The sequence below is a fragment of the Streptococcus mitis genome (genome assembly GCF_023109105.1).
Taxonomy (GTDB): domain Bacteria; phylum Bacillota; class Bacilli; order Lactobacillales; family Streptococcaceae; genus Streptococcus; species Streptococcus mitis_BW.
The window spans coordinates 1-20,205 of the sequence record NZ_JALDTZ010000011.1 but is presented as its reverse complement, the minus strand read 5'-3'; the positions used below and the strand labels follow the sequence as shown (position 1 = coordinate 20,205).

Genomic DNA, 20,205 nt, shown 5'->3' with positions numbered 1-20,205 from the left:
CTTACTGTCCTCCCTTCAATACTTTTAGTTGTACGCCTGCTTGACGAATGGCTTCTTGGGCACCTGCCAACGCTGCTTTTTCACCTGACAAGACCACAACCAATTCTCCAACAGGAGTGCCATCGAGGATTTCGATATTTCCATAAAGAATATTAGCCGTTACTTGGTAATGCTTGTACAATTCATTCAAAAGTGGCTCGTCTGTTGAAGCCCCTGCATACTTGAGTTGCACCAAGATACTGTTTTCAGACAAATGTTCCACGATTTCTTGCTTCTCGATTTTGACCATGGCTTCGTCAATACCTGTGGCTGTTGAGATAAAGTCTTGGGTCAAAGGTTGTTTAGGGTCTGAGAAGATTTCAAGGACACTACCCTCTTCAATCAAATGCCCATCCTGCATGACTGCCACACGGTTGGCAATGTCTTTGACAATCTGCATTTCATGCGTAATCAAGACAACAGTTAAGCCTAATTTTTGGTTCAAATCTTGCAACAAGGCCAAAATCTGCTTGGTTGTCTTAGGATCAAGGGCAGACGTTGACTCGTCTGAAATCAAGATTTTTGGATCATTTGCCAAGGCACGCGCAATAGCCACACGCTGCTTTTGTCCTCCAGATAGTTGTGAAGGATAGTTTTCAGCACGATCAGCCAAACCAACCAAGTCCAACAACTTAGCTACTTTAGCTTTCTTTTCTTCCTTGCTGAGTCCAGAGTGTTTAAGGGCAAAGGCTACATTCTCCTCTGCTGTCTTCTGGCTCATCAGATTGAAATGCTGGAAAATCATTCCAATATCTTGACGTTTACGACGCAACTGCTCGGCCGTCAAGGTCACCTTGCCATCAAAAATCACATCGTCATCAATGGTAATTTTTCCTGCAGATGGTTTTTGCAAGAGGTTAATCACCCGCACAAGGGTTGATTTCCCTGCTCCAGAATATCCAACGATTCCGTAGATATCCCCTTCTTGGATGTGAATGGTCACATCCTTGACCGCTGTGATGGTTCTCTTCTTTTGGTGAAAAGTCACATCGATCTGATCTAACTTGATAATATCTCTACTCATAACTTCTAATCAGCTCCTCTACTAATTCAATATGGGTGTAATAATCAGCAATTCGCACGTTTTCATCTCCACCGTGGTCTCGACTATTGGCATTTCCTAGACCGAAGGCCACCATTGGAACCTCTAGGGCATCAAAGACCGTATGCATAGGCCCAGTGCCTGCTGTAGTCGGCAAGACTGAAACGCCCTGTGGATAGAATTTCTTGGCCAACTCGATTACATTAAGAATGGCTGGCGCGCTCATATCGCTTCGATAGCTCATTTCTCCCAAGGTATAGTATAATTCTACCTTATCAAAGCCATTTTTGTCTAGCTGTTTCCGAATTTTTTCCAGAACATCATGCGGTTCTAGACCAGGAACCAAACGAACTTCTAGCTTAGCGCTTGCTTCTGCTGGTAAAATCGTTTTAACTCCTTGTCCTTGATAACCGGACTGAATCCCTTCGATATTAAGGGCTGGTTCAAAAAAGAAACGTTTTAGAAAGGCTGCACGGTCCTCTTGTAAGAGAGGCAATTCCAAACCATAAATTTGACTGATTTCCCCTGGATTTCGTTGGGCGTAGGTGTCCACCAAGGCCAATTCTCGTTCATTTGGCTCTTGAACTTCTTCGTATAAGCCTTCCACCAAGATACGGCCATCTGCGGCACGAAGAGACTGTAAGGCTTGAAGGAGGTACCAAGGAGCTGACTCCACAACCCCACCATAACTCGAATGGATATCGACATCAGCACTTTTTACCTTGGCATCAAAGGTCACAATCCCCTTATTTCCACCAGAAATTTCCAGCTGTTCCAAGGCATTTTTGGTCCCTTGTTCCCAGACCAACAAATCTGCGCCACGGAGTTTGTCCGCATGTTTTTCCAGATACTTATCCAGGTCTGTCGAAGCTGATTCCTCCGCTCCCTCCATGATAAAACTGATATTGACAGGCAGGTCATCGTGGTGCTGCATGTATTTTCTCAAAGCACTCAAACGAGCCGTGATATGACCCTTGTCGTCATCAACCCCACGCCCATACATGAAACCATCACGCACCGAAAGAGTAAAGGGATCCTCTGTCCAGACCTGATCCCCATCCGCTGGCACAGTGTCATAGTGGTTATAGAAAATCAAGGTCTTAGCATCTGGACGCGAGCTCTTGAAATGCGCCATAACAAAGGGCGCCGTATAGCTCTCATCAATCTCCACTTCAGCGCCAACACGTCTGAAAATCTCACCCAGATAAGTTGCGACTTCCTTAAGTCCAACCTGCTGGGCAAAGACCGATTTCTTAGAAATCAAGGTACGCAAAACCTCAAAATAATGTTGGGCTACATGATCCTTTTCAAATTTTTCAATTTGTTCTTGTTCACTAGGAAAAACCATACTCTCTCTACCTTTCTATGAACTACTCTTCCTGACAATCCATGCTCTATACAAAAGCAAGAGGTGGAATTTTCTCTCCCACCTCCCTGTTTCTTATTACCAAACTGGTTGATCCAAACCGTCTGATGTTTCTTCGATAACTTTTTTCACTTCATCTGTGTGGTAAGCCGCAACAACTTTCTTGATAGCATCAGCCTTAGGTGATGTTTCCCAATCTTTTTTCGCAACGATGATGTTGTACCATTGTTTTGAGTTTTCATCAGCTTGTTCTTTGAAGAGTGCTTTCTTGTAGTCCAATTTTGCTTCTGTAACGAAGGTATTGTTTACAACGGCAGCGTCAACTGATGACAATGAACGAGCTGTTTGGCTAGCGTCCAATTCAGTGATTTTCAAGTTCTTTGGATTTTCTTTGATGTTAGCAACTGTTGCAAGAGCAGTTCCTGAAACATCCAATTTAATCAAGCCAGCTGATTGAAGCAAGTAAAGCGCACGGCTTTCGTTTGTAGCGTCGTTTGGTACAGCGATTTCTCCGTTTACTGGGATGTCTTCTACTTTAGTGTACTTGTTGTCGCTTCCATTCAAACCTGAGTAAAGGCGGATTGGAGAGATGTAAGTATCTGCAATCGCTACAAGATCTTTCCCGTTTTCTTTGTTCCAGTTGTTCAAAAAGTTGTAGTGTTGGAAAGCGTTCAAATCTACTTCGCCATCAGCAGTTGCCTTGTTTGGTTGTGAGTAGTCTGTGAACTCTGTAAATTCCAAGGTAATGCCGTCTTTTTTAACCAATTCTTGGATTTTGTCCCAACGTTTTTCTTCAGAACCGCTACGGTTAACAGTTGCGATTTTGATAGTTGTTGCATTGTCTGCTTTCTTTTCTGAGTTTCCGCAAGCTGCAAGAGCCAAACCTGCGACTGTAGCAAGGGCTGCTACACCAAGCCATTTTTTGATTTTCATGATTCTTTCTCCTTAAAAATAATACCGTACTAGTATCTCACAATTTGTTTGATTTCACAAATTGTTATTAGATAGTCAGATATATAGTTTAAAACTATATCCTTAAAAACTGAGAAATCATCCACCTTATTCAGAATGGATGATTTCACAAAATTATTTAATATCAGCTTCTGCTGGTAGGTAAGTGTCTCCGAAGAATTGTTTAGACAACTTTTCAAGCGTTCCGTCTTTGTAGAGTTCTTGGATACGTTTATCTACAAATGTTTTCAACTCATCTTGACCTTTAGCAAGAAGTGGGTAAACGTAAGGTTGCTGGTCGCTTGGAAGTTCGATAACTTTCAAGTTGTCCAAACCTTGGTCCTTGATGACTGTTTCAACACCGATTTTATCAAAAATCTTGTAGTCAAACTGGCCATCGCTCAAGCGTCCCATGATTTGTTGGAAGTCTGCTTTAGTATACTTTAGGACAGTTGGATTATCTGAATGTTGTTTGTTGTAGTCTTCTAGCTGTTTAGCAGAAGTTGTCCCTTGAACAACTTCTGTTGATTTTCCACCGATATCATCAAGCGATTTGATGCTAGGGTCATCTTTTTTCACTACAAGAACGTTAGGGTTTTTAGCAGTTGGAGCTGCATAAAGGTATTTTTCAGCACGTTCTTTAGTGTAGCTGATGTTGGCAACAGCCATATTGTAACGGTCGGCATCAAGTCCTGCAAAGACTCCTGACCACTCTGTCTTCTCAAACTTGACATCATACTTGTCAGAGTCTTTAAAGATAGCGCGAACCACTTCAATTTCGTAACCAGTCAATTCGCCATTTTCTTCATAGTTGAATGGTTTTGGTGTAGCATTAGTTGCAACGATAATTTCTTTCTTGCTAGCTGCTTCTCCTTCTTTCTTAGCACCACCTGAGCAAGCTGCTAACACACCTGCAGCAACAAGCCCTAGGGCAGCAAGAGATGAGTATTTAACGATTTTTTTCATGTCATTTCCTCCAAAATAAAATACCTTATAATTCTAACAGAAAAAGAGCATTTACGCCATTATATGATATCTATCTCTGTGATAAATTTTTTTTATGGCTAATTTAAAAGACCAAGCGCAAGACGGCAATCAAGACTACTCCGAAGAGAACCGTTCCGACTAGATTACGGTAGCGAAAGGCTACCCAAGCCGTTGGAAAGACTGCTAAGAAGTCCAGCCATTTGATTTGAGGAAGGCTACCAACCTTGCCTGTCACTACGCTTGAAAGAATCAAGGCAAAGATAATAGAAACGGGCAAGAACTTCAAAAAACGCTCAACGATTGCAGGCAAACCCTTATACTTGACCAAGATGAAGGGAATCATACGGGGAATCCAGGTCACCAAGCCAGAGAAAAGAACTGCTAATAAAAGATACTTACTGACCATCTAAAACCACCCCCATTGTACAACCAAGTAGCGTCGCAAACAGAACAGCTAGTGACTGAGACACCACTGTCAAGAGCAAAAAGAAGGACACCGCAACAACTGCTAGGATAATGAGCAGATTGCGGACAGGAATCCGTCTTTGCATAATCTGGAATTGCGAAGCAAAAATTCCGATGAACATCCCAACCAGGGCAAAATCCAAGCCAAAGATTTCTGGATTTGGTAGCAGGCCACCCAGAGCCGTTCCGACAACTGTTCCCACAAACCAAGCCACATAGCTGTTGAGATTGTTTCCGTGCATCCACATAGGATTGACCTTGTCTGTATGGGCCAATTCGCCCATCAAAACGCCGTAAGTCTCATCCGTCAAGATACTAGACATACCGATATTGTGCCAAAGACTGGTATGACGGAAATAGGTTGACGCATGCAAACTCAACAAAAAGAGACGCAAATTAATCAAAAAGACCGTCATAGCAATAGCTGCCACAGGAGCCTGAACCGCAATCAGAGCCAACATGGCAAACTGGGCGCTCCCAGCATAAACAAAGAGGCTCATCAAGCCCATCTCAACAGGTGTCACATAGGGCGCACCAATAATCCCGCAGGCCAGGCCGATACTGACATAACCAAGGGCCGTTGGCATGGCTGCCTGCGCCCCCTCCCAAAATCCTTTTTCTTTCATCTTTCTCCTCATATTGTCTTAATAATACTCAATGAAAATCAAAGATCAAACTAGGAAGTTAGCCGCAGGTTGCTCAAAACATTGTTTTGAGGTTGCAGATAGAAGCTGACGCGGTTTGAAGAGATTTTCGAAGAGTATAAGTAGGCTGAAAAGGCTCCAGCCATAGCATGGACTATTATAACACATTCAGGAAAGAGAAAAAAGTCTGCTGATTGTAATCAGACAGACTCCATTTTATTCCATGGTATCAAAAGCGAGACTTGGTTTGGCATTGAGATCCAAGCTTGCAAAGTTTTCTTTATTCCACTCGCTGACGCTGGCATAGGCAATCATTCCTGCATTGTCTCCGCAGAGGCGTAGGGGCGGGATGATAACCTTGACATTTGTGATTTCGGTTGCTAGGCGTTCTCTGAGACCTTTATTGGCTGCTACGCCACCTGCTACGACTAGGGTTTTAACAGGGTATTTCTCCAAAGCCTTCTTGGTTTTTGCCATGAGAATATCCATAACTGCAGCTTGGAAGGACGCACACAAGTCCTCTGTAGATAGGCTTTCCCCCTTTTGTTCGGCATTGTGGTGAAGATTGATAAAGGCAGATTTCAAACCTGAGAATGAAAACTCCAGATTGTCTTCCTTAATCATGGCACGAGGAAAATCATAAATATCCTGCCCCTGATGAGCTAGCTCGTCAATCTCCCGACCTGCAGGATAGGTCAAGCCCATGACACGGCCGACCTTATCATAGGCCTCACCAACCGCATCATCACGCGTTTCTCCAACAATCTTGTAATCACCAGCCTCAGAAACATAAACCAACTCTGTGTGTCCACCGCTGACCAAGAGGGCTAACAAGGGGAACTCCAAAGGCTCCACACTCTGAGCGGCCATGAGGTGCCCAGCCATGTGGTTAACAGGAATCAGCGGAAGCCCATGAGCCCAAGCAAAGGCCTTAGCAGCTGACAAGCCAACTAGTAAAGCTCCGACCAATCCCGGTCCATAGGTGACCGCCACAGCTGTCACATCATTTTCGGTAATCCCTGCTTCTGCTAGCGCCTCCTCGATACAGGCTGTAATGACCTCTACATGGTGACGACTGGCTACCTCTGGCACTACGCCACCGAAACGTTTGTGGCTCTCAATTTGACTAGCAATGACATTGGACAAGAGCTCATCGTCGTTTTTCAGTACGGCGACACTGGTCTCATCACAGGATGTCTCAAATGCTAAAATATATCTATCCTTCATCTATTTCTCTCTTCATGATGATGGCGTCCTCGACTGGATCATGGTAGTAGCCCTTTCGCTCAGCGATGACCGCCATCTTTTCTTTCTTGTAAAATGCTTGCGCTCGTTGGTTTGACTTTCTAACTTCGAGGAAAATCTCCTTGTCTGTCGGCAATTGAGCAAACAAAGCTGACGCAATTCCCTGACCCTGATAGGCTCCTTTGATAGCGATTTGCAGGACTTCTGCTTCAAAAAGATTCTCCTGCACGGCTAGAAAGCCAATCACTTCGGCCCCATCATACGCCAGAGCATACCAGGTCTGGTCTTGGGACAGGTCTGCTTGGATTTGTTCCAGCGTCCAAGGACTAACTGGGTAAACATCCGCCATAACAGCGTAGATGGCTTGAGCCAGATCAGATTGCTGTTGGATTCGTTTAATTTCTATCATAGGCGTTTAATGTAGGACTCGCCAGATTCGGTGTGGTTCTTGAGCCAATTTTCTTCAGCCTCAACACGTTTGAGGTAGTTCGGCACAAAATCGTGCAAAGAGTCTGCTTCCTTGTCCCAAGCCCAAAGAGCAAGATTGGCTGCATTTGGTAAGGTTTCTTTGTAATTCATCCTTGGCAAGTGTTCTTGAATCTGCTCCACAAAGGGGCCAACTTCTCCTACAAAGGTAACCTGACTAGCACCCTTGATTAACTCAATCACTCGCTCAAAGGGCAAGTGCGCTTCTGGCATGACAGGTTTAGCATTTTCATAAAATCCTGCATAAACATTATTGCGACGTGCATCCATCAAAGGAACGAACAAGCCTTCTTGTTGGTATGGCACCAGAGCCAAGAGGCTAGACATACCAACTAACTCAATATTCAGAGTATGAGCCAGCGTCTTAGCAGTGGCTACCGCAATTCGCAAGCCCGTATAACTACCTGGCCCTTCTGCCACCACGATTCTATCCAAATCCTTGGGTGTCCAATTCAAACTCGCCATCAAAAAATCAATGGCAGGCATGAGGGTAATACTGTGATTTTTCTTGATGTTAATAGTCGTCTCGGCAAGAACCTGCTTGTCCTCTAAAATAGCGAGAGAAAGAGCCTTGCTGGACGTATCAAAAGCTAATACTTTCATAACACATTCCTATCTTTTTGTCTGTTTACTATTATACTACAAAAGCTGGCACATGGGAATTTTCTTTACCCCCAAACAAAAATGCCCCAGTATGAGCAGGGCATCTAAGCATTTAATCCAAAGAAAAATACAAACCAAACGACATAGGTCACGAGGAGGAGAAAAAGCGAGTAGAGAGTCACAAAGGTAATCTTCCACAAGAGCTTGCTTTGTCGTTGTTCCAGTTTTGTAAACAGAAGATTCCCTCCATAAACGCAAGCAACAAAAACGATAAAAGCTACCAAGCGAAGTCCGATAGCAAAAGCAAATAAGTTATACATAGGGCAACCTCCTTGACTTAAAAACTATAGGAAATGGTAACCAGCGATAAAACTCATTTCCATTATCAAAATAACATATTTTCTTTATTATTGCAAGCGCTTACTAAACAAATAGCCCTATGACTTTCTCGTTTCCGTCTTTTACTAATCTTTCATTTTGTGGTATAATTGAAATAATTGTAACGAATCAAGGTCAATCTAGACACAAAATGGAATGAAATCAAGCAAATCTCTGCTAAAAGTTTGGAATAAACTGACCTGTAAAATAGAAAGGAACTATATGATTTACAAAGTTTTTTATCAAGAAACAAAAGAACGTAGCCCACGACGTGAAACAACACGCGCGCTTTACCTAGACATCGATGCCAGCTCAGAACTTGAGGGCCGTATCGCTGCTCGCCAACTTGTCGAAGAAAATCGCCCAGAGTACAATATCGAGTACATCGAACTCTTGTCTGACAAATTGCTAGATTACGAAAAAGAAACTGGCGCCTTCGAAATCACGGAGTTCTAATATGGCCTATACTCTTAAACCTGAAGAAGTTGGTGTTTTTGCCATCGGTGGTCTGGGAGAAATCGGGAAAAATACATACGGGATTGAATACCAAGACGAGATTATCATCGTTGATGCTGGGATTAAATTTCCAGAAGATGACTTGCTGGGTATCGACTATGTCATTCCTGACTACTCTTACATCGTAGACAATATCGACCGCGTTAAGGCTGTTCTGATTACCCACGGACACGAGGACCACATCGGTGGGATTCCTTTCCTGCTCAAGCAAGCAAATGTCCCTATCTACGCTGGACCGCTTGCCTTGGCTTTGATCCGTGGGAAACTCGAAGAACACGGCCTCTTGCGCAACGCCAAACTTTACGAAATCAACCACAACACTGAGTTAACCTTTAAAAATCTCAAGGCAACTTTCTTTAGAACGACTCACTCTATTCCAGAACCTTTGGGGATTGTCATTCACACTCCTCAAGGGAAAATCGTCTGTACGGGTGACTTCAAATTCGACTTCACTCCAGTTGGAGAACCTGCAGACTTGCACCGTATGGCTGCGCTCGGGGAAGAAGGCGTGCTTTGTCTTCTGTCTGACTCAACAAATGCAGAAGTGCCAACCTTTACCAACTCTGAAAAAGTCGTTGGCCAGTCCATCATGAAGATTATCCAAGGCATCGAAGGACGTATCATTTTTGCATCCTTTGCCTCAAATATCTTCCGTCTCCAGCAAGCAACTGAAGCCGCTGTTAAGACTGGACGCAAGATTGCGGTCTTTGGTCGCTCTATGGAAAAAGCCATTGTCAACGGAATCGACCTTGGCTACATCAAAGCTCCTAAGGGAACCTTTATCGAGCCAAACGAAATCAAAGACTACCCTGCAGGCGAGGTTCTCATCCTCTGTACAGGTAGTCAGGGTGAGCCGATGGCAGCCCTCTCTCGTATCGCCAACGGAACCCACCGTCAGGTACAACTTCAACCCGGCGATACGGTCATCTTCTCTTCTAGTCCGATCCCTGGAAACACCACAAGCGTCAACAAGCTGATTAACATCATTTCTGAAGCTGGTGTCGAAGTTATTCACGGTAAAGTGAACAATATCCATACATCTGGACACGGTGGTCAGCAAGAGCAAAAACTTATGCTCCGCTTGATTAAGCCAAAATACTTCATGCCTGTCCACGGTGAATACCGCATGCAAAAAGTCCACGCTGGACTAGCAGTGGATACTGGTGTTGAGAAGGACAATATCTTTATCATGAGCAATGGCGATGTACTTGCTCTTACTGCTGACTCAGCTCGTATCGCAGGTCATTTCAACGCCCAAGACATCTATGTCGATGGAAATCGTATCGGTGAAATCGGTGCTGCTGTCCTCAAAGACCGTCGTGATTTATCTGAAGACGGTGTCGTTCTGGCAGTCGCAACTGTTGACTTCAAATCGCAGATGATTCTATCTGGACCAGACATCCTCAGCCGAGGCTTTGTCTACATGAGAGAATCTGGCGACTTGATTCGCCAAAGCCAACGCATCCTCTTCAATGCCATTCGTATCGCACTGAAAAATAAGGACGCCAGCGTGCAATCTGTCAATGGTGCCATTGTCAACGCCATTCGCCCCTTCCTCTATGAAAATACAGAACGTGAACCGATCATTATCCCAATGATCCTCACACCAGATGAAGAATAATACTCAATGAAAATCAACAAAACAGCTCCGAAGACGGAGCTGTTTTTCTCTATGCTTTCTTTTGAGATTAAAACTCAATAAAAATCGAAATCAGACTAGAAGGCTAGGCGAAAGCATAACTTGAGTTAGGTGAGCCGAAGCCGACGACGTATCATTTTGATTTTTGAAGAGTTTTAGAAATACTACGATTTTTACCTTCCAAATACACCATCAAAATAGAAATATCTGCTGGGTTTACTCCCGAAATACGGCTGGCTTGGCCGATGGTTTCTGGATTGATGAGTTTGAACTTCTGACGGGCTTCTGTTGCGATAGAGTCAATGTCATCCCAATCGATATTGGCTGGAATGCGTTTTTCTTCCATGCGTTTCATCTTGGCAACCTGGTCCATGGCTTTGGAAATATAGCCTTCGTACTTGATTTCTGTTTCAATCAATTCGATAATCTTGTCATCCAAGTCCTCGGCAGCTGGTCCGATGAAAGCCACCACATCTTGATAAGAAACTTCTGGACGGCGAAGGAATTCCTTAGCTGTCACGGCATCTGTCAATGGCTTGAAGCCCATCTCCTCAACCTTGGCATTGGTTTCCTTGACTGGCTTGAGTTTGATGCTATCTAGGCGCTTCATCTCATTGTCAAATTGATTTTTCTTGATTTCAAAGCGAGCCCAGCGTTCATCATCCACAAGACCAATCTCACGTCCCATCTCAGTCAAACGCATATCAGCATTGTCATGGCGGAGAATGAGGCGGTATTCAGCACGACTGGTCAAAAGGCGATAAGGCTCAATCGTTCCCTTGGTCACTAAGTCGTCAATCATGACCCCAATATAACCATCACTACGCTTCAAAATCAACTCAGGCTTGCCTTGGACTTTCAGAGCCGCATTGATACCCGCGATAATTCCTTGGCCAGCAGCTTCTTCGTAACCAGATGTACCGTTTGTCTGACCAGCAGTGAAAAGTCCTGAAATCTTCTTGGTTTCCAGAGTCGCACGCAACTGGTGCGGCAAGACCATGTCATACTCGATAGCATAACCAGTTCGCATCATCTCTGCATTTTCCAAACCTTTGATAGAATGAACCAACTCACGCTGGACATCCTCAGGCAGACTGGTTGACAAGCCTTGAACATAGACTTCCTCTGTATTTCGTCCTTCTGGTTCAAGGAAGAGTTGGTGGCGTTCCTTATCCGCAAAGCGCACAATCTTATCCTCAATCGACGGACAATAACGAGGTCCCACTCCCTTGACCACACCTGTAAACATAGGCGCACGGTGGAGGTTGTTTTGGATAATCTCATGACTGGTACCGTTGGTATAGGTCAACCAACATGGCACCTGATCCTTGACATAGTCCTCATCACGCGAAGTGTATGAGAAGTGATTTGGCGCTTCGTCCCCTGGCTGAATCTCTGTCACATCGTAGTTGATAGAAGAAGCCTTAACACGTGGAGGTGTCCCTGTCTTGAAACGACCAATTTCGAGGCCTAATTCCTTAAGGTTATCAGCAAGGTTAATCGAAGCTAGACTGTGGTTTGGCCCTGATGAGTACTTGAGGTCTCCGATGATGATTTCCCCACGGAGAGCAGTCCCTGTGGTCACGATAACAGCCTTAGCAGCATACTCTTGATGGGTCGCTGTACGAACACCGACAACCTTGCCATCTTCCACCAAAATCTCATCAATCATGGTTTGACGAAGGGTCAAATTCTCTTGATTTTCAACTGTCTTGCGCATTTCCTTAGAGTAAAGCTCTTTGTCAGCTTGCGCACGAAGGGCACGGACAGCTGGCCCCTTCCCTGTGTTGAGCATCTTCATCTGGATGTAAGTCTTGTCAATTGTTTTGGCCATCTCGCCACCGAGGGCATCGACTTCACGCACGACAATCCCCTTGGCAGAACCACCGATAGAGGGATTACATGGCATGAAAGCCAGCATTTCAATGTTGATGGTCGCAAGCAAGACCTTACAACCCATACGGCTGGCAGCCAAAGAAGCCTCAACCCCAGCGTGTCCCGCACCAATTACAATAATATCGTATTCTTCAGTAAAATGATAAGTCATGTTTCTCTCCTATTCCTCAAGATGAATGTGTCTTAGTTGGCCGTCCCAAGTTGGTAAGGCTGTTTTTAAAAAGGCTGGAACTAGCTGGATATTCTGGAGCTGATCCAAGTCAATCCATTCACAGGGCTGCGTTTTTTCGTCTTCCTGCATGGTCAATGGAGCATCTTCAAGCAAGTCCACCAGATAATGAAACTCAACGTTGTGATAGGAAACACCGTCCTGTTCAAAACGATTTTCAACTACGAAAGCTAGCTGTCCAGCTTGAGCTCGGACACCCAGTTCTTCCCTCACTTCACGAACTACTGCGTCTTCTGTGCTTTCATTGACTTGAATCGCACCGCCGATAGTGTAATACTTGCCCTTGTCTTTGGTAACTAGAAGCTTGTGATTTTGGACAATCAAGGCTGTCGCCCGAACTCCAAAAACCGTATTTTCTACTTTTGTCCGAAAGTCTTGTTGAATCATCTTTTTTCCTTTCCTTAAAACGACACAAAAACAGTCAAAACTCGTAAGAAGTGCAGGACAAAAAAGCCTGCAACATCCATGAGCTTTGACCATCATTTCTATTGCTTTTATTATTGTAGCAAATTGAGAAAATTTGTCAATCTAAATGTACTGACAAACTTGTCCATCTCGATAAGCATTGTCAATCAAACCACCACCTAGACACTCATCGCCATCGTAAAAGACGACAGCCTGTCCTGGTGTGATGGCGCGCTGTGGTTCCGCAAAGATGACCTCTGCCTTGTCTCCTTTGACATATACTGTCACCTTAGAATCAGGCTGACGGTAGCGGAATTTGGCTGTACATTCTAGCGTAAATTCTTCTGGCATATCACGAGTAAAGTGAACTTGGCTAGCCTCTAGGCTGGTTGACATGAGCGAGTCATGGTAGAATCCTTGGCCGACATAGAGGATATTCTTGCTTAGGTCTTTTCCGACAACGAACCAAGGGGCATTGTCACCACCATGTTGGCCACCGATACCGAGACCACCACGCTGACCGATTGTATAGTACATAAGGCCTGCATGCTCGCCCATATCACGTCCATCCACAGTCATCATGCGACCAGGCTGAGCTGGTAGGTAGTTGCTGAGGAAGTTTTTAAAGTTCTTTTCTCCGATAAAGCAAATCCCTGTCGAGTCTTTCTTCTTAGCTGTCGCAAGGCCTGCTTCTTCTGCGAGTCTGCGAACTTCAGGTTTTTCCAAATGTCCTAATGGGAACATGGTTTTTTGAAGTTGTTCTTGCGACAGTTGGCTGAGGAAATAGGTCTGATCCTTGCCATTGTCCACACCACGAAGCATGTGAACAGTGCCATCCTCATCACGCGCTACACGGGCATAGTGCCCAGTCGCTACATAGTCTGCCCCCAAGGTCATGGCATAGTCTAAAAAGGCCTTGAACTTGATTTCCTTGTTGCACATGACATCTGGATTTGGCGTACGCCCTGCACGGTATTCCGCTAGGAAATACTCAAAAACGCGGTCCCAGTACTCTTTTTCAAAATTGACAGAGTAGTAGGGAATGCCGATCTGGTCTGCCACCGCAGCCACATCCTTATAATCTTCGGTCGCCGTACAGACGCCGTTTTCATCTGTGTCATCCCAGTTCTTCATGAAGATACCGATCACATCGTAGCCCTGCTCCTTGAGAAGAAGAGCCGTCACCGACGAATCAACACCACCACTCATCCCCACAACAACACGTGTTTTAGAGTTATCACTCATGGTAAGTCTCCCATCTATTCGTTTATTCACGATTGAAGGTCGTGTGTGCTTCACGATTGAAGGTCGCTTGAGCAGTATTCATTATAACACGCTTGTCTGGAGAAGACAAGAAAGAGGCTAGGAATCTTGCAACCTCTCTGTAATTACATATATAATTGTTTAAAAAGAGGGTAATTTATACCGTAATCCCTCTACTGCTTATTATCTTATTTATAAAATAAACTAAAAATGATATACTGTAATAAGGAGGAATACTTACATGATCCCTTAAAGATACTACCATCCATGTACGTAGAACGATTGTGAAAAACTACAAAGATATTCTAAAATCAAAAAACACCATTTTTACTATTATCATTGTCGCAAGTCTTGGACTTTTAATAGGTTTAGTCATTCATCAAGAAAACATCTTAACAGAAAGAGGCAATATTGCTTTCTTCAAACGGCAAAAAAATGAACAAGATATCGAACAAGTAAAAAAAGCCATCAAAGATTTTAATATCGATTCTGAAACGATTATAGAGGATTGGAAAAAAATTCAAGAATTAAAACCAACCACTGACGAAGGCAAGCAAACATTAGCAGACTTTCTTGCTGCTACTGCTGATAAAATCACCAATCATTATAGCGAAAAAGCTTTAAAAATGGATATAAAGGAATCCGATAGTCAGTTTGAAGATAAACAAACACTTGAAACAGCCATCACTTCCTTACAAAAAATACTAGAAATCATTAAAAGTGTCAATTCTACAAGCGAACAATCCACTATTGATGAAAAAATAAAACCAATTCAAGAACTGATTTCTAAATTCCAAAAGCAAGTTGAAACCTTGACCAAAAAAGAAGAAAAGTCTAACCAGACTGAAACGACTAGTAGCGAGGAGGGAAGAGAAAGCTATTCTTCACAAGGAGACAACTACACTCCAACCTATACTGAGTCAAATGGGAACAAATATAGCTCACAAGCACCTGCAAGCGAACAATATTCATCTGATAGTGCTGGTAATAGTGGAAATGATGGGGTAAGTACACAAAATCAAACTGCTAATACTTCAGAATCTCAAGCAGAGACTAATACCAATAGTAACAATGCTGAAGTCTCCAACACAAACAGTGACAATCTTGCTAATTTAGGTGGCGGAATTACATCATTCGGTCAGCAGTAAGCGATCGGCTATTACTAATTTAATTGTCTTTTATCGACCAAAAGCACACAAAAAGAGCCACACGGCTCTCAGATTGAAGACAAAGTCCTTAGAACTCCAGTTTCTAAGGGCTTTTCTTTGTGTAAAGTCGTATAATAGAGGTAAGAAGAGTTGTGAGGTAATCCCTATGTTTCACAAAGAAAAACCTGATTATAATCGTAAGCAATATGGTTTCTATACAATAGACGAATTGGTCCCAAAAGATCACTTTCTTCGACAAGTTGATTCAAAAGTTGATTTTGACTTTATCTATGATTTAGTAAAAGATACCTATAGTCCAGATAAGGGTCGTCCTAGTCTTGATCCCGTCATGCTAGTCAAAATTCCTTTGATTAAATGTTTTTATGGCATTCGTTCCATGCGCCAAACCATGAAAGATATTGAAGTAAATGTGGCCTATCGTTGGTTTCTTGGACTAACTTTAGATGATAAGGTCCCTCATTTTACTACCTATGGGAAGAATTACAGCCGTCTTTTTCAAGATAAAGAACTCATTTCTGAGATTTTTTCCCAAGTTCTCAGCCAAGCTTTGTATGCTGGCTTAATTGATCCTTCTGAAATATTTGTGGATGGTACCCATATCAAAGCGGCGGCTAATAGTCACAAGTATCGTAAGGAAATGGTAGACCAACAAGCTAAATTTATGAGTGAACAATTGGAAGTTGAGATTGATTTAGATAGGAAAAAACACGCAAAAAAGTCCTTAAAGCCCGCAAAAGAAAGTGAGGCTAAAGAAAAGAAAATTTCAACGACAGATCCCGAGTGTGGTTGGTTTCACAAGGGAGAACACAAGGAAGTATTTGCCTATTCTGCCCAAGTTGCTTGCGATAAGCATGGTTGGGCCTTAGCTTATACGGTTGAAGCGGGAAATGTTCATGATAGTCAGGCTTTCCCTGCTCTTTTCTCAAAGTTAGAACCTTTCTCCCCACGCTACATTATTGCGGATGCAGGCTACAAGACCCCAGCTATTGCCCATTATTTATTAGACCGTAACATCATCCCTGTCTTCCCTTATACTCGTCCAAAGGGAGTAAAGGGAAACTTAAGACCTAGTCATTTTGTTTATGATGTAAGTAATGACTCTTATGTCTCTCCAGAGAATCAAGTATTAAACTATCGCACGACCACTCGAGAAGGTTACCGTGAGTATAAGAGTAATCCCAAAGTATGCGTTGCCTGTCCTTTATTATCCGTTTGTACCCAAAGCAAGAATTTTCAAAAAGTAGTAACGAGACATGTCTGGAAAGATGCTCTTGAATTTTGTGAGGAAATCCGTCACCAAAGAGAAATGAAGGAACTCTATAAGAAGCGCAAAGAAACAATTGAACGACTCTTTGGGACGGCTAAGGAGTACCATAATTTGAGATACACTAGAGAGAAAGGAAAGTCCAAAATGGAGGATAAAGTTGGGCTTACTTTAGCGTGTTTAAATATTAAAAAATTAGTTAAATGGATAGAGAATATCCCTTTTTATTTTGTTCTAAATCCGGTTTTTGGTTGGAATATCAGATGATGAGACAAAATATTTTTGAAAAGCAAAAAAGACAAACGCCAAAAATGACGTTTGTCTACATTCTGAAAGAGCCATCAAAGGCTCTTTTTCTATTTCTTAATACCAGCCGTTGTTAAGCCAGAAGTTTTTAGCGGCAGTCCATGAACCGTAACGTCCTGCAACGTAGGCATCTGCTACACGTTCTTGGTTTTCTGCTGAGTAGTCACCGTTCAAGTATGAATCTGTCAATTGGTAACGTCCGATGTAACGTCCGTTTGTAGCTGTGTAGCTACCGCCTGATTCTTTTTGAGCGATCCATTCTTTAGCTTCTGCTTCAGATCCGCTTACAGTTGCAGCTGGTGCTGAAACTTCTGCTGTAGCAACTGTTTCTTCTACTGCAGGTGCGCTTACCACTGGAGCTGCTTCTTCTGCTACCTCTGTAGTTTCTGCTACTGGAACTGAAACAGTTTCATCTTGAGCGGCTGGTGCTGCATAAGTAGCTGGCGCTGGTGTTGCAGCTGGCGCTACAGGGCCATCGATAACCAACTCTTGACCAACATAAATCAAATGAATGTTGTCAATATGGTTGTTTTCTGCCAATTTCTCAACAGTTGTGTTGTGAGTCTCAGCGATTTCTGAAAGTGTATCACCTTCTTTAACTGTGTAAGTTGATGATTCTTGAGCAGATACAAATGATGGAGCAAATACTGCAAACAAGGCAGCTACTCCTGCAAGAGTTGTTTTAATCTTTTTAGTTGTTGATTTCATATCTAAAAGTTCTCCTTCTTTCTATAGTTCTATCATACCCTTTAAATATTACCGTTTCTTGACACTTTTATGTAGAAATATTACAAAAGTATTTTTTATTTCCCTAAATAAGCCATTTTTGTCATAAAGGATACTATTTTTATACTGTTTATGGCATTAAAAAGGTTTTCATCCGCAATTAAAGCCAAGAGCCTCATTCTTTGATATAATAGAGATAAGAATTTTTATAAGGGGAAACTGATGAAATCACTTCGTTTTCAATCTGTCTTTGATATCATCGGACCAGTTATGATTGGCCCATCTAGTAGCCATACCGCTGGTGCTGTTCGTATTGGGAAGATTGTCTCTTCCATTTTTGATGATACTCCGACAGAAGTCGAATTTCAACTTTTTAACTCATTTGCCAAGACCTATCGTGGTCACGGGACAGACCTAGCCCTTGTTGCAGGTATTTTGGGCATGGATACAGATGATTCTGAAATACCAAATAGTCTGGAGATTGCCCACAAGCGTGGTATTAAGATTGTCTGGACCATTCAGAAAGACAGCAATGCCCCTCACCCCAACACCACTAAAATTACCGTCAAAAATGCCCACAAGACTATCAGCGTGACTGGTATTTCTATCGGTGGAGGAAATATTCAGGTCACCGAACTTAATAGCTTTGCCGTCTCTCTCAATATGAATACACCAACTATCATCATCGTTCATCAAGATATTCCAGGTATGATTGCCCTTGTTACAGAGGCACTTTCTCGCTATGATATCAATATCGCCCAGATGAATGTCACTCGTGAAAAAGCTGGTGAAAAAGCTATTATGATTATCGAAGTTGACAGTCGCAACTGTGATGAGGCCATCGAAGAAATTCGAAAAATTCCTCATCTCCACAATGTCAATTTCTTTAAATAGGAGGAAGCATGTTTTATTCTATCAAAGAATTGGTCGAGCAAGCAGAACTGGACTTTCAAGGAAATGTCGCAGAACTCATGATTACAACAGAGTTTGAATTGACCGGTCGCGAACGTGACGAAGTCCTCCTTCTCATGGAACGTAATCTAGAAGTCATGAAAGCCTCTGTTCAACTCGGCCTCAATGAAAATAAATCTCGTAGTGGCCTGACAGGTGGAGATGCTTCCAAATTGGATCACTACATCAAAAATGGAAAAACTCTGTCAGATTACACGATTCTCTCTGCTGCCCGAAATGCCATCGCAGTCAATGAGCACAATGCCAAAATGGGCTTGGTCTGCGCTACTCCGACCGCTGGAAGTGCTGGCTGCCTCCCTTCCGTTCTCACTGCTGCTATTGAAAAATTAGACCTCAGCCACGAGCAGCAGCTGGATTTCCTCTTTGCTGCTGGTGCCTTTGGACTAGTCATCGCAAACAACGCCTCTATCTCAGGCGCTGAGGGTGGTTGCCAGGCCGAGGTTGGTTCGGCCTCTGCTATGAGTGCTGCCGCCTTGACTCTGGCTGCAGGTGGGACACCTTATCAGGCCAGTCAAGCCATTGCCTTTGTCATTAAAAATATGCTGGGCCTCATCTGTGACCCTGTTGCAGGTTTGGTCGAAGTTCCCTGTGTCAAACGCAATGCCATGGGAGCCAGCTTTGCTTTCATCGCAGCAGACATGGCCTTGGCAGGTATCGAATCTAAAATCCCTGTGGATGAAGTTATCGATGCCATGTACCAAGTGGGTTCAAGCATGCCAACTGCCTTTCGTGAAACAGCTGAAGGTGGACTCGCTGCCACCCCTACTGGTCGTCGCCTCCAAAAAGAAATTTTCGGAGAATAAACTTATCAAATAGGAGAAATCATGACCTCTATCACAGCTATCTTTTTCGATCTGGATGGGACCCTCGTTGACAGTTCTATCGGGATTCACAATGCCTTTACCCATACCTTTAAGGAGCTAGGAGTGCCTAGCCCTGATGCCAAAACCATTCGTGGTTTTATGGGACCACCTCTTGAAAGTAGTTTTGCGACCTGCCTACCCAAAGACCAAATTTCTGAGGCTGTGCAGATATACCGTTCTTACTATAAGGAAAAAGGAATCTATGAAGCTCAACTCTTTCCTCAGATTGTAGATTTGCTTAAGGAGTTATCAAGCAGATATCCTCTCTATATCACCACGACAAAAAATACTCCAACCGCTCAAGACATGACTAAAAACTTGGGAATCTATCATTTCTTTGATGGTATTTATGGTTCCAGCCCTGAAACACCTCATAAGGCCGATGTCATTCTCCAAGCCTTGCAGACACATCAACTAGCACCAGAACAAGCCATCATCATCGGAGATACCAAGTTCGATATGCTGGGGGCCCAAGAAACAGGCATTCAGAAATTGGCCATCACTTGGGGATTTGGAGATAAGGCAGATCTACTAAACTATCAGCCTGATTATATGGCCCACAAACCCTTAGAAGTTTTGGAGTATTTTCAATAACATAGACTGGATAACCACTCCATTTCAGAAGAAACTGAAGAAGTTTCTACATAACAAAACGCATATTACCAAGGTTCTTCTGAACTGCACCCCAAAAGTTAGACAGAAAAAATCTAACTTTTGGGGTGTTTTTATTATGAAATTAACTTATGATGAT

Annotated in this window: 21 protein-coding genes; 7 read left to right on the top strand and 14 right to left on the bottom strand. The window is 43.2% G+C overall.

Going from position 1 to position 20,205, the window contains the following annotated elements; translation table 11 throughout:
• Window position 1: 1 nt before the first annotated feature.
• The 10 genes from M1F37_RS07085 to M1F37_RS07040 all read right to left on the bottom strand — a co-directional run bounded on the left by M1F37_RS07085 (window position 2) and on the right by M1F37_RS07040 (window position 8,148).
• Window positions 2-1,063 carry a methionine ABC transporter ATP-binding protein gene (locus M1F37_RS07085; protein WP_000085662.1) on the bottom strand — a complete coding sequence of 354 codons (1,062 nt, stop codon included), beginning with the start codon at window positions 1,061-1,063 and terminating at the stop codon, window positions 2-4.
• Window positions 1,056-2,429 (bottom strand): M20 family metallopeptidase, encoded by a 1,374-nt coding sequence (locus tag M1F37_RS07080; RefSeq protein WP_247935280.1) that lies wholly within the window; start codon window positions 2,427-2,429, stop codon window positions 1,056-1,058. The genes M1F37_RS07085 and M1F37_RS07080 overlap by 8 nt, the downstream gene beginning before the upstream one ends.
• 96 nt (window positions 2,430-2,525) lie before the next feature.
• Window positions 2,526-3,380, bottom strand: a complete 855-nt coding sequence (locus M1F37_RS07075) for a MetQ/NlpA family ABC transporter substrate-binding protein (protein WP_247935279.1) — start codon at window positions 3,378-3,380, stop codon at window positions 2,526-2,528.
• Window positions 3,381-3,533: 153 nt separating this feature from the next.
• Window positions 3,534-4,364 carry an amino acid ABC transporter substrate-binding protein gene (locus M1F37_RS07070; RefSeq protein WP_023935540.1) on the bottom strand — a complete coding sequence of 277 codons (831 nt, stop codon included), beginning with the start codon at window positions 4,362-4,364 and terminating at the stop codon, window positions 3,534-3,536.
• Window positions 4,365-4,467: 103 nt separating this feature from the next.
• Window positions 4,468-4,791, bottom strand: coding sequence for an AzlD domain-containing protein (locus M1F37_RS07065; RefSeq protein WP_000253948.1), 324 nt, complete (start codon window positions 4,789-4,791; stop codon window positions 4,468-4,470).
• On the bottom strand, window positions 4,781-5,476 hold the full coding sequence (locus tag M1F37_RS07060; protein WP_000659737.1) for an AzlC family ABC transporter permease: 696 nt from the start codon (window positions 5,474-5,476) through the stop codon (window positions 4,781-4,783). The genes M1F37_RS07065 and M1F37_RS07060 overlap by 11 nt, the downstream gene beginning before the upstream one ends.
• A gap of 234 nt (window positions 5,477-5,710) precedes the next feature.
• Window positions 5,711-6,721 (bottom strand): tRNA (adenosine(37)-N6)-threonylcarbamoyltransferase complex transferase subunit TsaD, encoded by a 1,011-nt coding sequence (gene tsaD, locus M1F37_RS07055; RefSeq protein ID WP_247935278.1) that lies wholly within the window; start codon window positions 6,719-6,721, stop codon window positions 5,711-5,713.
• Window positions 6,711-7,148 (bottom strand): ribosomal protein S18-alanine N-acetyltransferase, encoded by a 438-nt coding sequence (gene rimI, locus M1F37_RS07050; protein ID WP_247935277.1) that lies wholly within the window; start codon window positions 7,146-7,148, stop codon window positions 6,711-6,713. Before rimI ends, tsaD begins: the two co-directional genes overlap by 11 nt.
• Window positions 7,145-7,828 (bottom strand): tRNA (adenosine(37)-N6)-threonylcarbamoyltransferase complex dimerization subunit type 1 TsaB, encoded by a 684-nt coding sequence (tsaB, locus tag M1F37_RS07045; protein WP_247935276.1) that lies wholly within the window; start codon window positions 7,826-7,828, stop codon window positions 7,145-7,147. Before tsaB ends, rimI begins: the two co-directional genes overlap by 4 nt.
• A 104-nt stretch (window positions 7,829-7,932) precedes the next feature.
• Window positions 7,933-8,148 (bottom strand): hypothetical protein, encoded by a 216-nt coding sequence (locus M1F37_RS07040; RefSeq protein WP_247935275.1) that lies wholly within the window; start codon window positions 8,146-8,148, stop codon window positions 7,933-7,935.
• A gap of 280 nt (window positions 8,149-8,428) precedes the next feature.
• Between M1F37_RS07040 and M1F37_RS07035 the strand changes: the two genes are divergently transcribed.
• The gene (locus M1F37_RS07035) at window positions 8,429-8,662 is read left to right on the top strand and encodes a DNA-dependent RNA polymerase subunit epsilon (RefSeq protein WP_000639572.1); all 234 of its coding nucleotides are present in this window, start codon (window positions 8,429-8,431) and stop codon (window positions 8,660-8,662) included.
• A 1-nt stretch (window position 8,663) separates the two neighbouring features.
• Complete coding sequence (gene rnjA, locus M1F37_RS07030) at window positions 8,664-10,343, top strand: ribonuclease J1 (protein WP_000331983.1); 1,680 nt, start codon at window positions 8,664-8,666, stop codon at window positions 10,341-10,343.
• A 151-nt stretch (window positions 10,344-10,494) separates the two neighbouring features.
• On the opposite strand, the gene mnmG is transcribed toward rnjA, so the two are convergent.
• From mnmG to mnmA, 3 genes are all read right to left on the bottom strand, one after another.
• Complete coding sequence (gene mnmG, locus M1F37_RS07025; RefSeq protein WP_033684449.1) at window positions 10,495-12,408, bottom strand: tRNA uridine-5-carboxymethylaminomethyl(34) synthesis enzyme MnmG; 1,914 nt, start codon at window positions 12,406-12,408, stop codon at window positions 10,495-10,497.
• 9 nt (window positions 12,409-12,417) lie between these two features.
• Window positions 12,418-12,873, bottom strand: coding sequence for an NUDIX hydrolase (locus tag M1F37_RS07020; RefSeq protein WP_247935274.1), 456 nt, complete (start codon window positions 12,871-12,873; stop codon window positions 12,418-12,420).
• A gap of 141 nt (window positions 12,874-13,014) precedes the next feature.
• Window positions 13,015-14,136: a tRNA 2-thiouridine(34) synthase MnmA gene (gene mnmA, locus M1F37_RS07015; protein WP_247935273.1), complete on the bottom strand. Its 1,122-nt coding sequence runs from the start codon at window positions 14,134-14,136 to the stop codon at window positions 13,015-13,017.
• 302 nt (window positions 14,137-14,438) lie between these two features.
• Between mnmA and M1F37_RS07010 the strand changes: the two genes are divergently transcribed.
• On the top strand, window positions 14,439-15,302 hold the full coding sequence (locus M1F37_RS07010; protein ID WP_247935272.1) for a hypothetical protein: 864 nt from the start codon (window positions 14,439-14,441) through the stop codon (window positions 15,300-15,302).
• A 166-nt stretch (window positions 15,303-15,468) separates the two neighbouring features.
• Window positions 15,469-16,854 (top strand): IS1182 family transposase, encoded by a 1,386-nt coding sequence (locus M1F37_RS07005; RefSeq protein ID WP_247935271.1) that lies wholly within the window; start codon window positions 15,469-15,471, stop codon window positions 16,852-16,854.
• Between the two features lie 96 nt (window positions 16,855-16,950).
• Here the strand turns inward: M1F37_RS07005 and M1F37_RS07000 are convergent, their stop codons facing one another.
• The gene (locus M1F37_RS07000; protein ID WP_247935270.1) at window positions 16,951-17,601 is read right to left on the bottom strand and encodes a M23 family metallopeptidase; all 651 of its coding nucleotides are present in this window, start codon (window positions 17,599-17,601) and stop codon (window positions 16,951-16,953) included.
• 240 nt (window positions 17,602-17,841) lie between these two features.
• Here M1F37_RS07000 and sdaAB point away from each other — a divergent pair, with 240 nt between their 5' ends.
• The 3 genes from sdaAB to M1F37_RS06985 are packed head-to-tail and all read left to right on the top strand — an operon-like array spanning window position 17,842 to window position 20,048.
• On the top strand, window positions 17,842-18,513 hold the full coding sequence (gene sdaAB / locus M1F37_RS06995; RefSeq protein WP_247935269.1) for an L-serine ammonia-lyase, iron-sulfur-dependent subunit beta: 672 nt from the start codon (window positions 17,842-17,844) through the stop codon (window positions 18,511-18,513).
• Window positions 18,514-18,521: 8 nt separating this feature from the next.
• Window positions 18,522-19,394, top strand: a complete 873-nt coding sequence (gene sdaAA / locus M1F37_RS06990) for an L-serine ammonia-lyase, iron-sulfur-dependent, subunit alpha (RefSeq protein WP_247935268.1) — start codon at window positions 18,522-18,524, stop codon at window positions 19,392-19,394.
• Between the two features lie 21 nt (window positions 19,395-19,415).
• Entirely contained in the window at window positions 19,416-20,048 is a 633-nt protein-coding gene (locus tag M1F37_RS06985) for an HAD hydrolase-like protein (protein ID WP_247935267.1), read from the top strand.
• Window positions 20,049-20,205 lie beyond the last annotated feature (157 nt).

What these genes read in the sequence shown, in the direction of transcription:
- M1F37_RS07085 (WP_000085662.1), bottom strand. Translation starts at nt 1,063, where the DNA reads ATGAGTAGAGATATTATCAAGTTAGATCAGATCGATGTGACTTTTCAC.
- M1F37_RS07080 (WP_247935280.1), bottom strand. Translation starts at nt 2,429, where the DNA reads ATGGTTTTTCCTAGTGAACAAGAACAAATTGAAAAATTTGAAAAGGAT.
- M1F37_RS07075 (WP_247935279.1), bottom strand. Translation starts at nt 3,380, where the DNA reads ATGAAAATCAAAAAATGGCTTGGTGTAGCAGCCCTTGCTACAGTCGCA.
- M1F37_RS07070 (WP_023935540.1), bottom strand. Translation starts at nt 4,364, where the DNA reads ATGAAAAAAATCGTTAAATACTCATCTCTTGCTGCCCTAGGGCTTGTT.
- M1F37_RS07065 (WP_000253948.1), bottom strand. Translation starts at nt 4,791, where the DNA reads ATGGTCAGTAAGTATCTTTTATTAGCAGTTCTTTTCTCTGGCTTGGTG.
- M1F37_RS07060 (WP_000659737.1), bottom strand. Translation starts at nt 5,476, where the DNA reads ATGAAAGAAAAAGGATTTTGGGAGGGGGCGCAGGCAGCCATGCCAACG.
- tsaD (WP_247935278.1), bottom strand. Translation starts at nt 6,721, where the DNA reads ATGAAGGATAGATATATTTTAGCATTTGAGACATCCTGTGATGAGACC.
- rimI (WP_247935277.1), bottom strand. Translation starts at nt 7,148, where the DNA reads ATGATAGAAATTAAACGAATCCAACAGCAATCTGATCTGGCTCAAGCC.
- tsaB (WP_247935276.1), bottom strand. Translation starts at nt 7,828, where the DNA reads ATGAAAGTATTAGCTTTTGATACGTCCAGCAAGGCTCTTTCTCTCGCT.
- M1F37_RS07040 (WP_247935275.1), bottom strand. Translation starts at nt 8,148, where the DNA reads ATGTATAACTTATTTGCTTTTGCTATCGGACTTCGCTTGGTAGCTTTT.
- M1F37_RS07035 (WP_000639572.1), top strand. Translation starts at nt 8,429, where the DNA reads ATGATTTACAAAGTTTTTTATCAAGAAACAAAAGAACGTAGCCCACGA.
- rnjA (WP_000331983.1), top strand. Translation starts at nt 8,664, where the DNA reads ATGGCCTATACTCTTAAACCTGAAGAAGTTGGTGTTTTTGCCATCGGT.
- mnmG (WP_033684449.1), bottom strand. Translation starts at nt 12,408, where the DNA reads ATGACTTATCATTTTACTGAAGAATACGATATTATTGTAATTGGTGCG.
- M1F37_RS07020 (WP_247935274.1), bottom strand. Translation starts at nt 12,873, where the DNA reads ATGATTCAACAAGACTTTCGGACAAAAGTAGAAAATACGGTTTTTGGA.
- mnmA (WP_247935273.1), bottom strand. Translation starts at nt 14,136, where the DNA reads ATGAGTGATAACTCTAAAACACGTGTTGTTGTGGGGATGAGTGGTGGT.
- M1F37_RS07005 (WP_247935271.1), top strand. Translation starts at nt 15,469, where the DNA reads ATGTTTCACAAAGAAAAACCTGATTATAATCGTAAGCAATATGGTTTC.
- M1F37_RS07000 (WP_247935270.1), bottom strand. Translation starts at nt 17,601, where the DNA reads ATGAAATCAACAACTAAAAAGATTAAAACAACTCTTGCAGGAGTAGCT.
- sdaAB (WP_247935269.1), top strand. Translation starts at nt 17,842, where the DNA reads ATGAAATCACTTCGTTTTCAATCTGTCTTTGATATCATCGGACCAGTT.
- sdaAA (WP_247935268.1), top strand. Translation starts at nt 18,522, where the DNA reads ATGTTTTATTCTATCAAAGAATTGGTCGAGCAAGCAGAACTGGACTTT.
- M1F37_RS06985 (WP_247935267.1), top strand. Translation starts at nt 19,416, where the DNA reads ATGACCTCTATCACAGCTATCTTTTTCGATCTGGATGGGACCCTCGTT.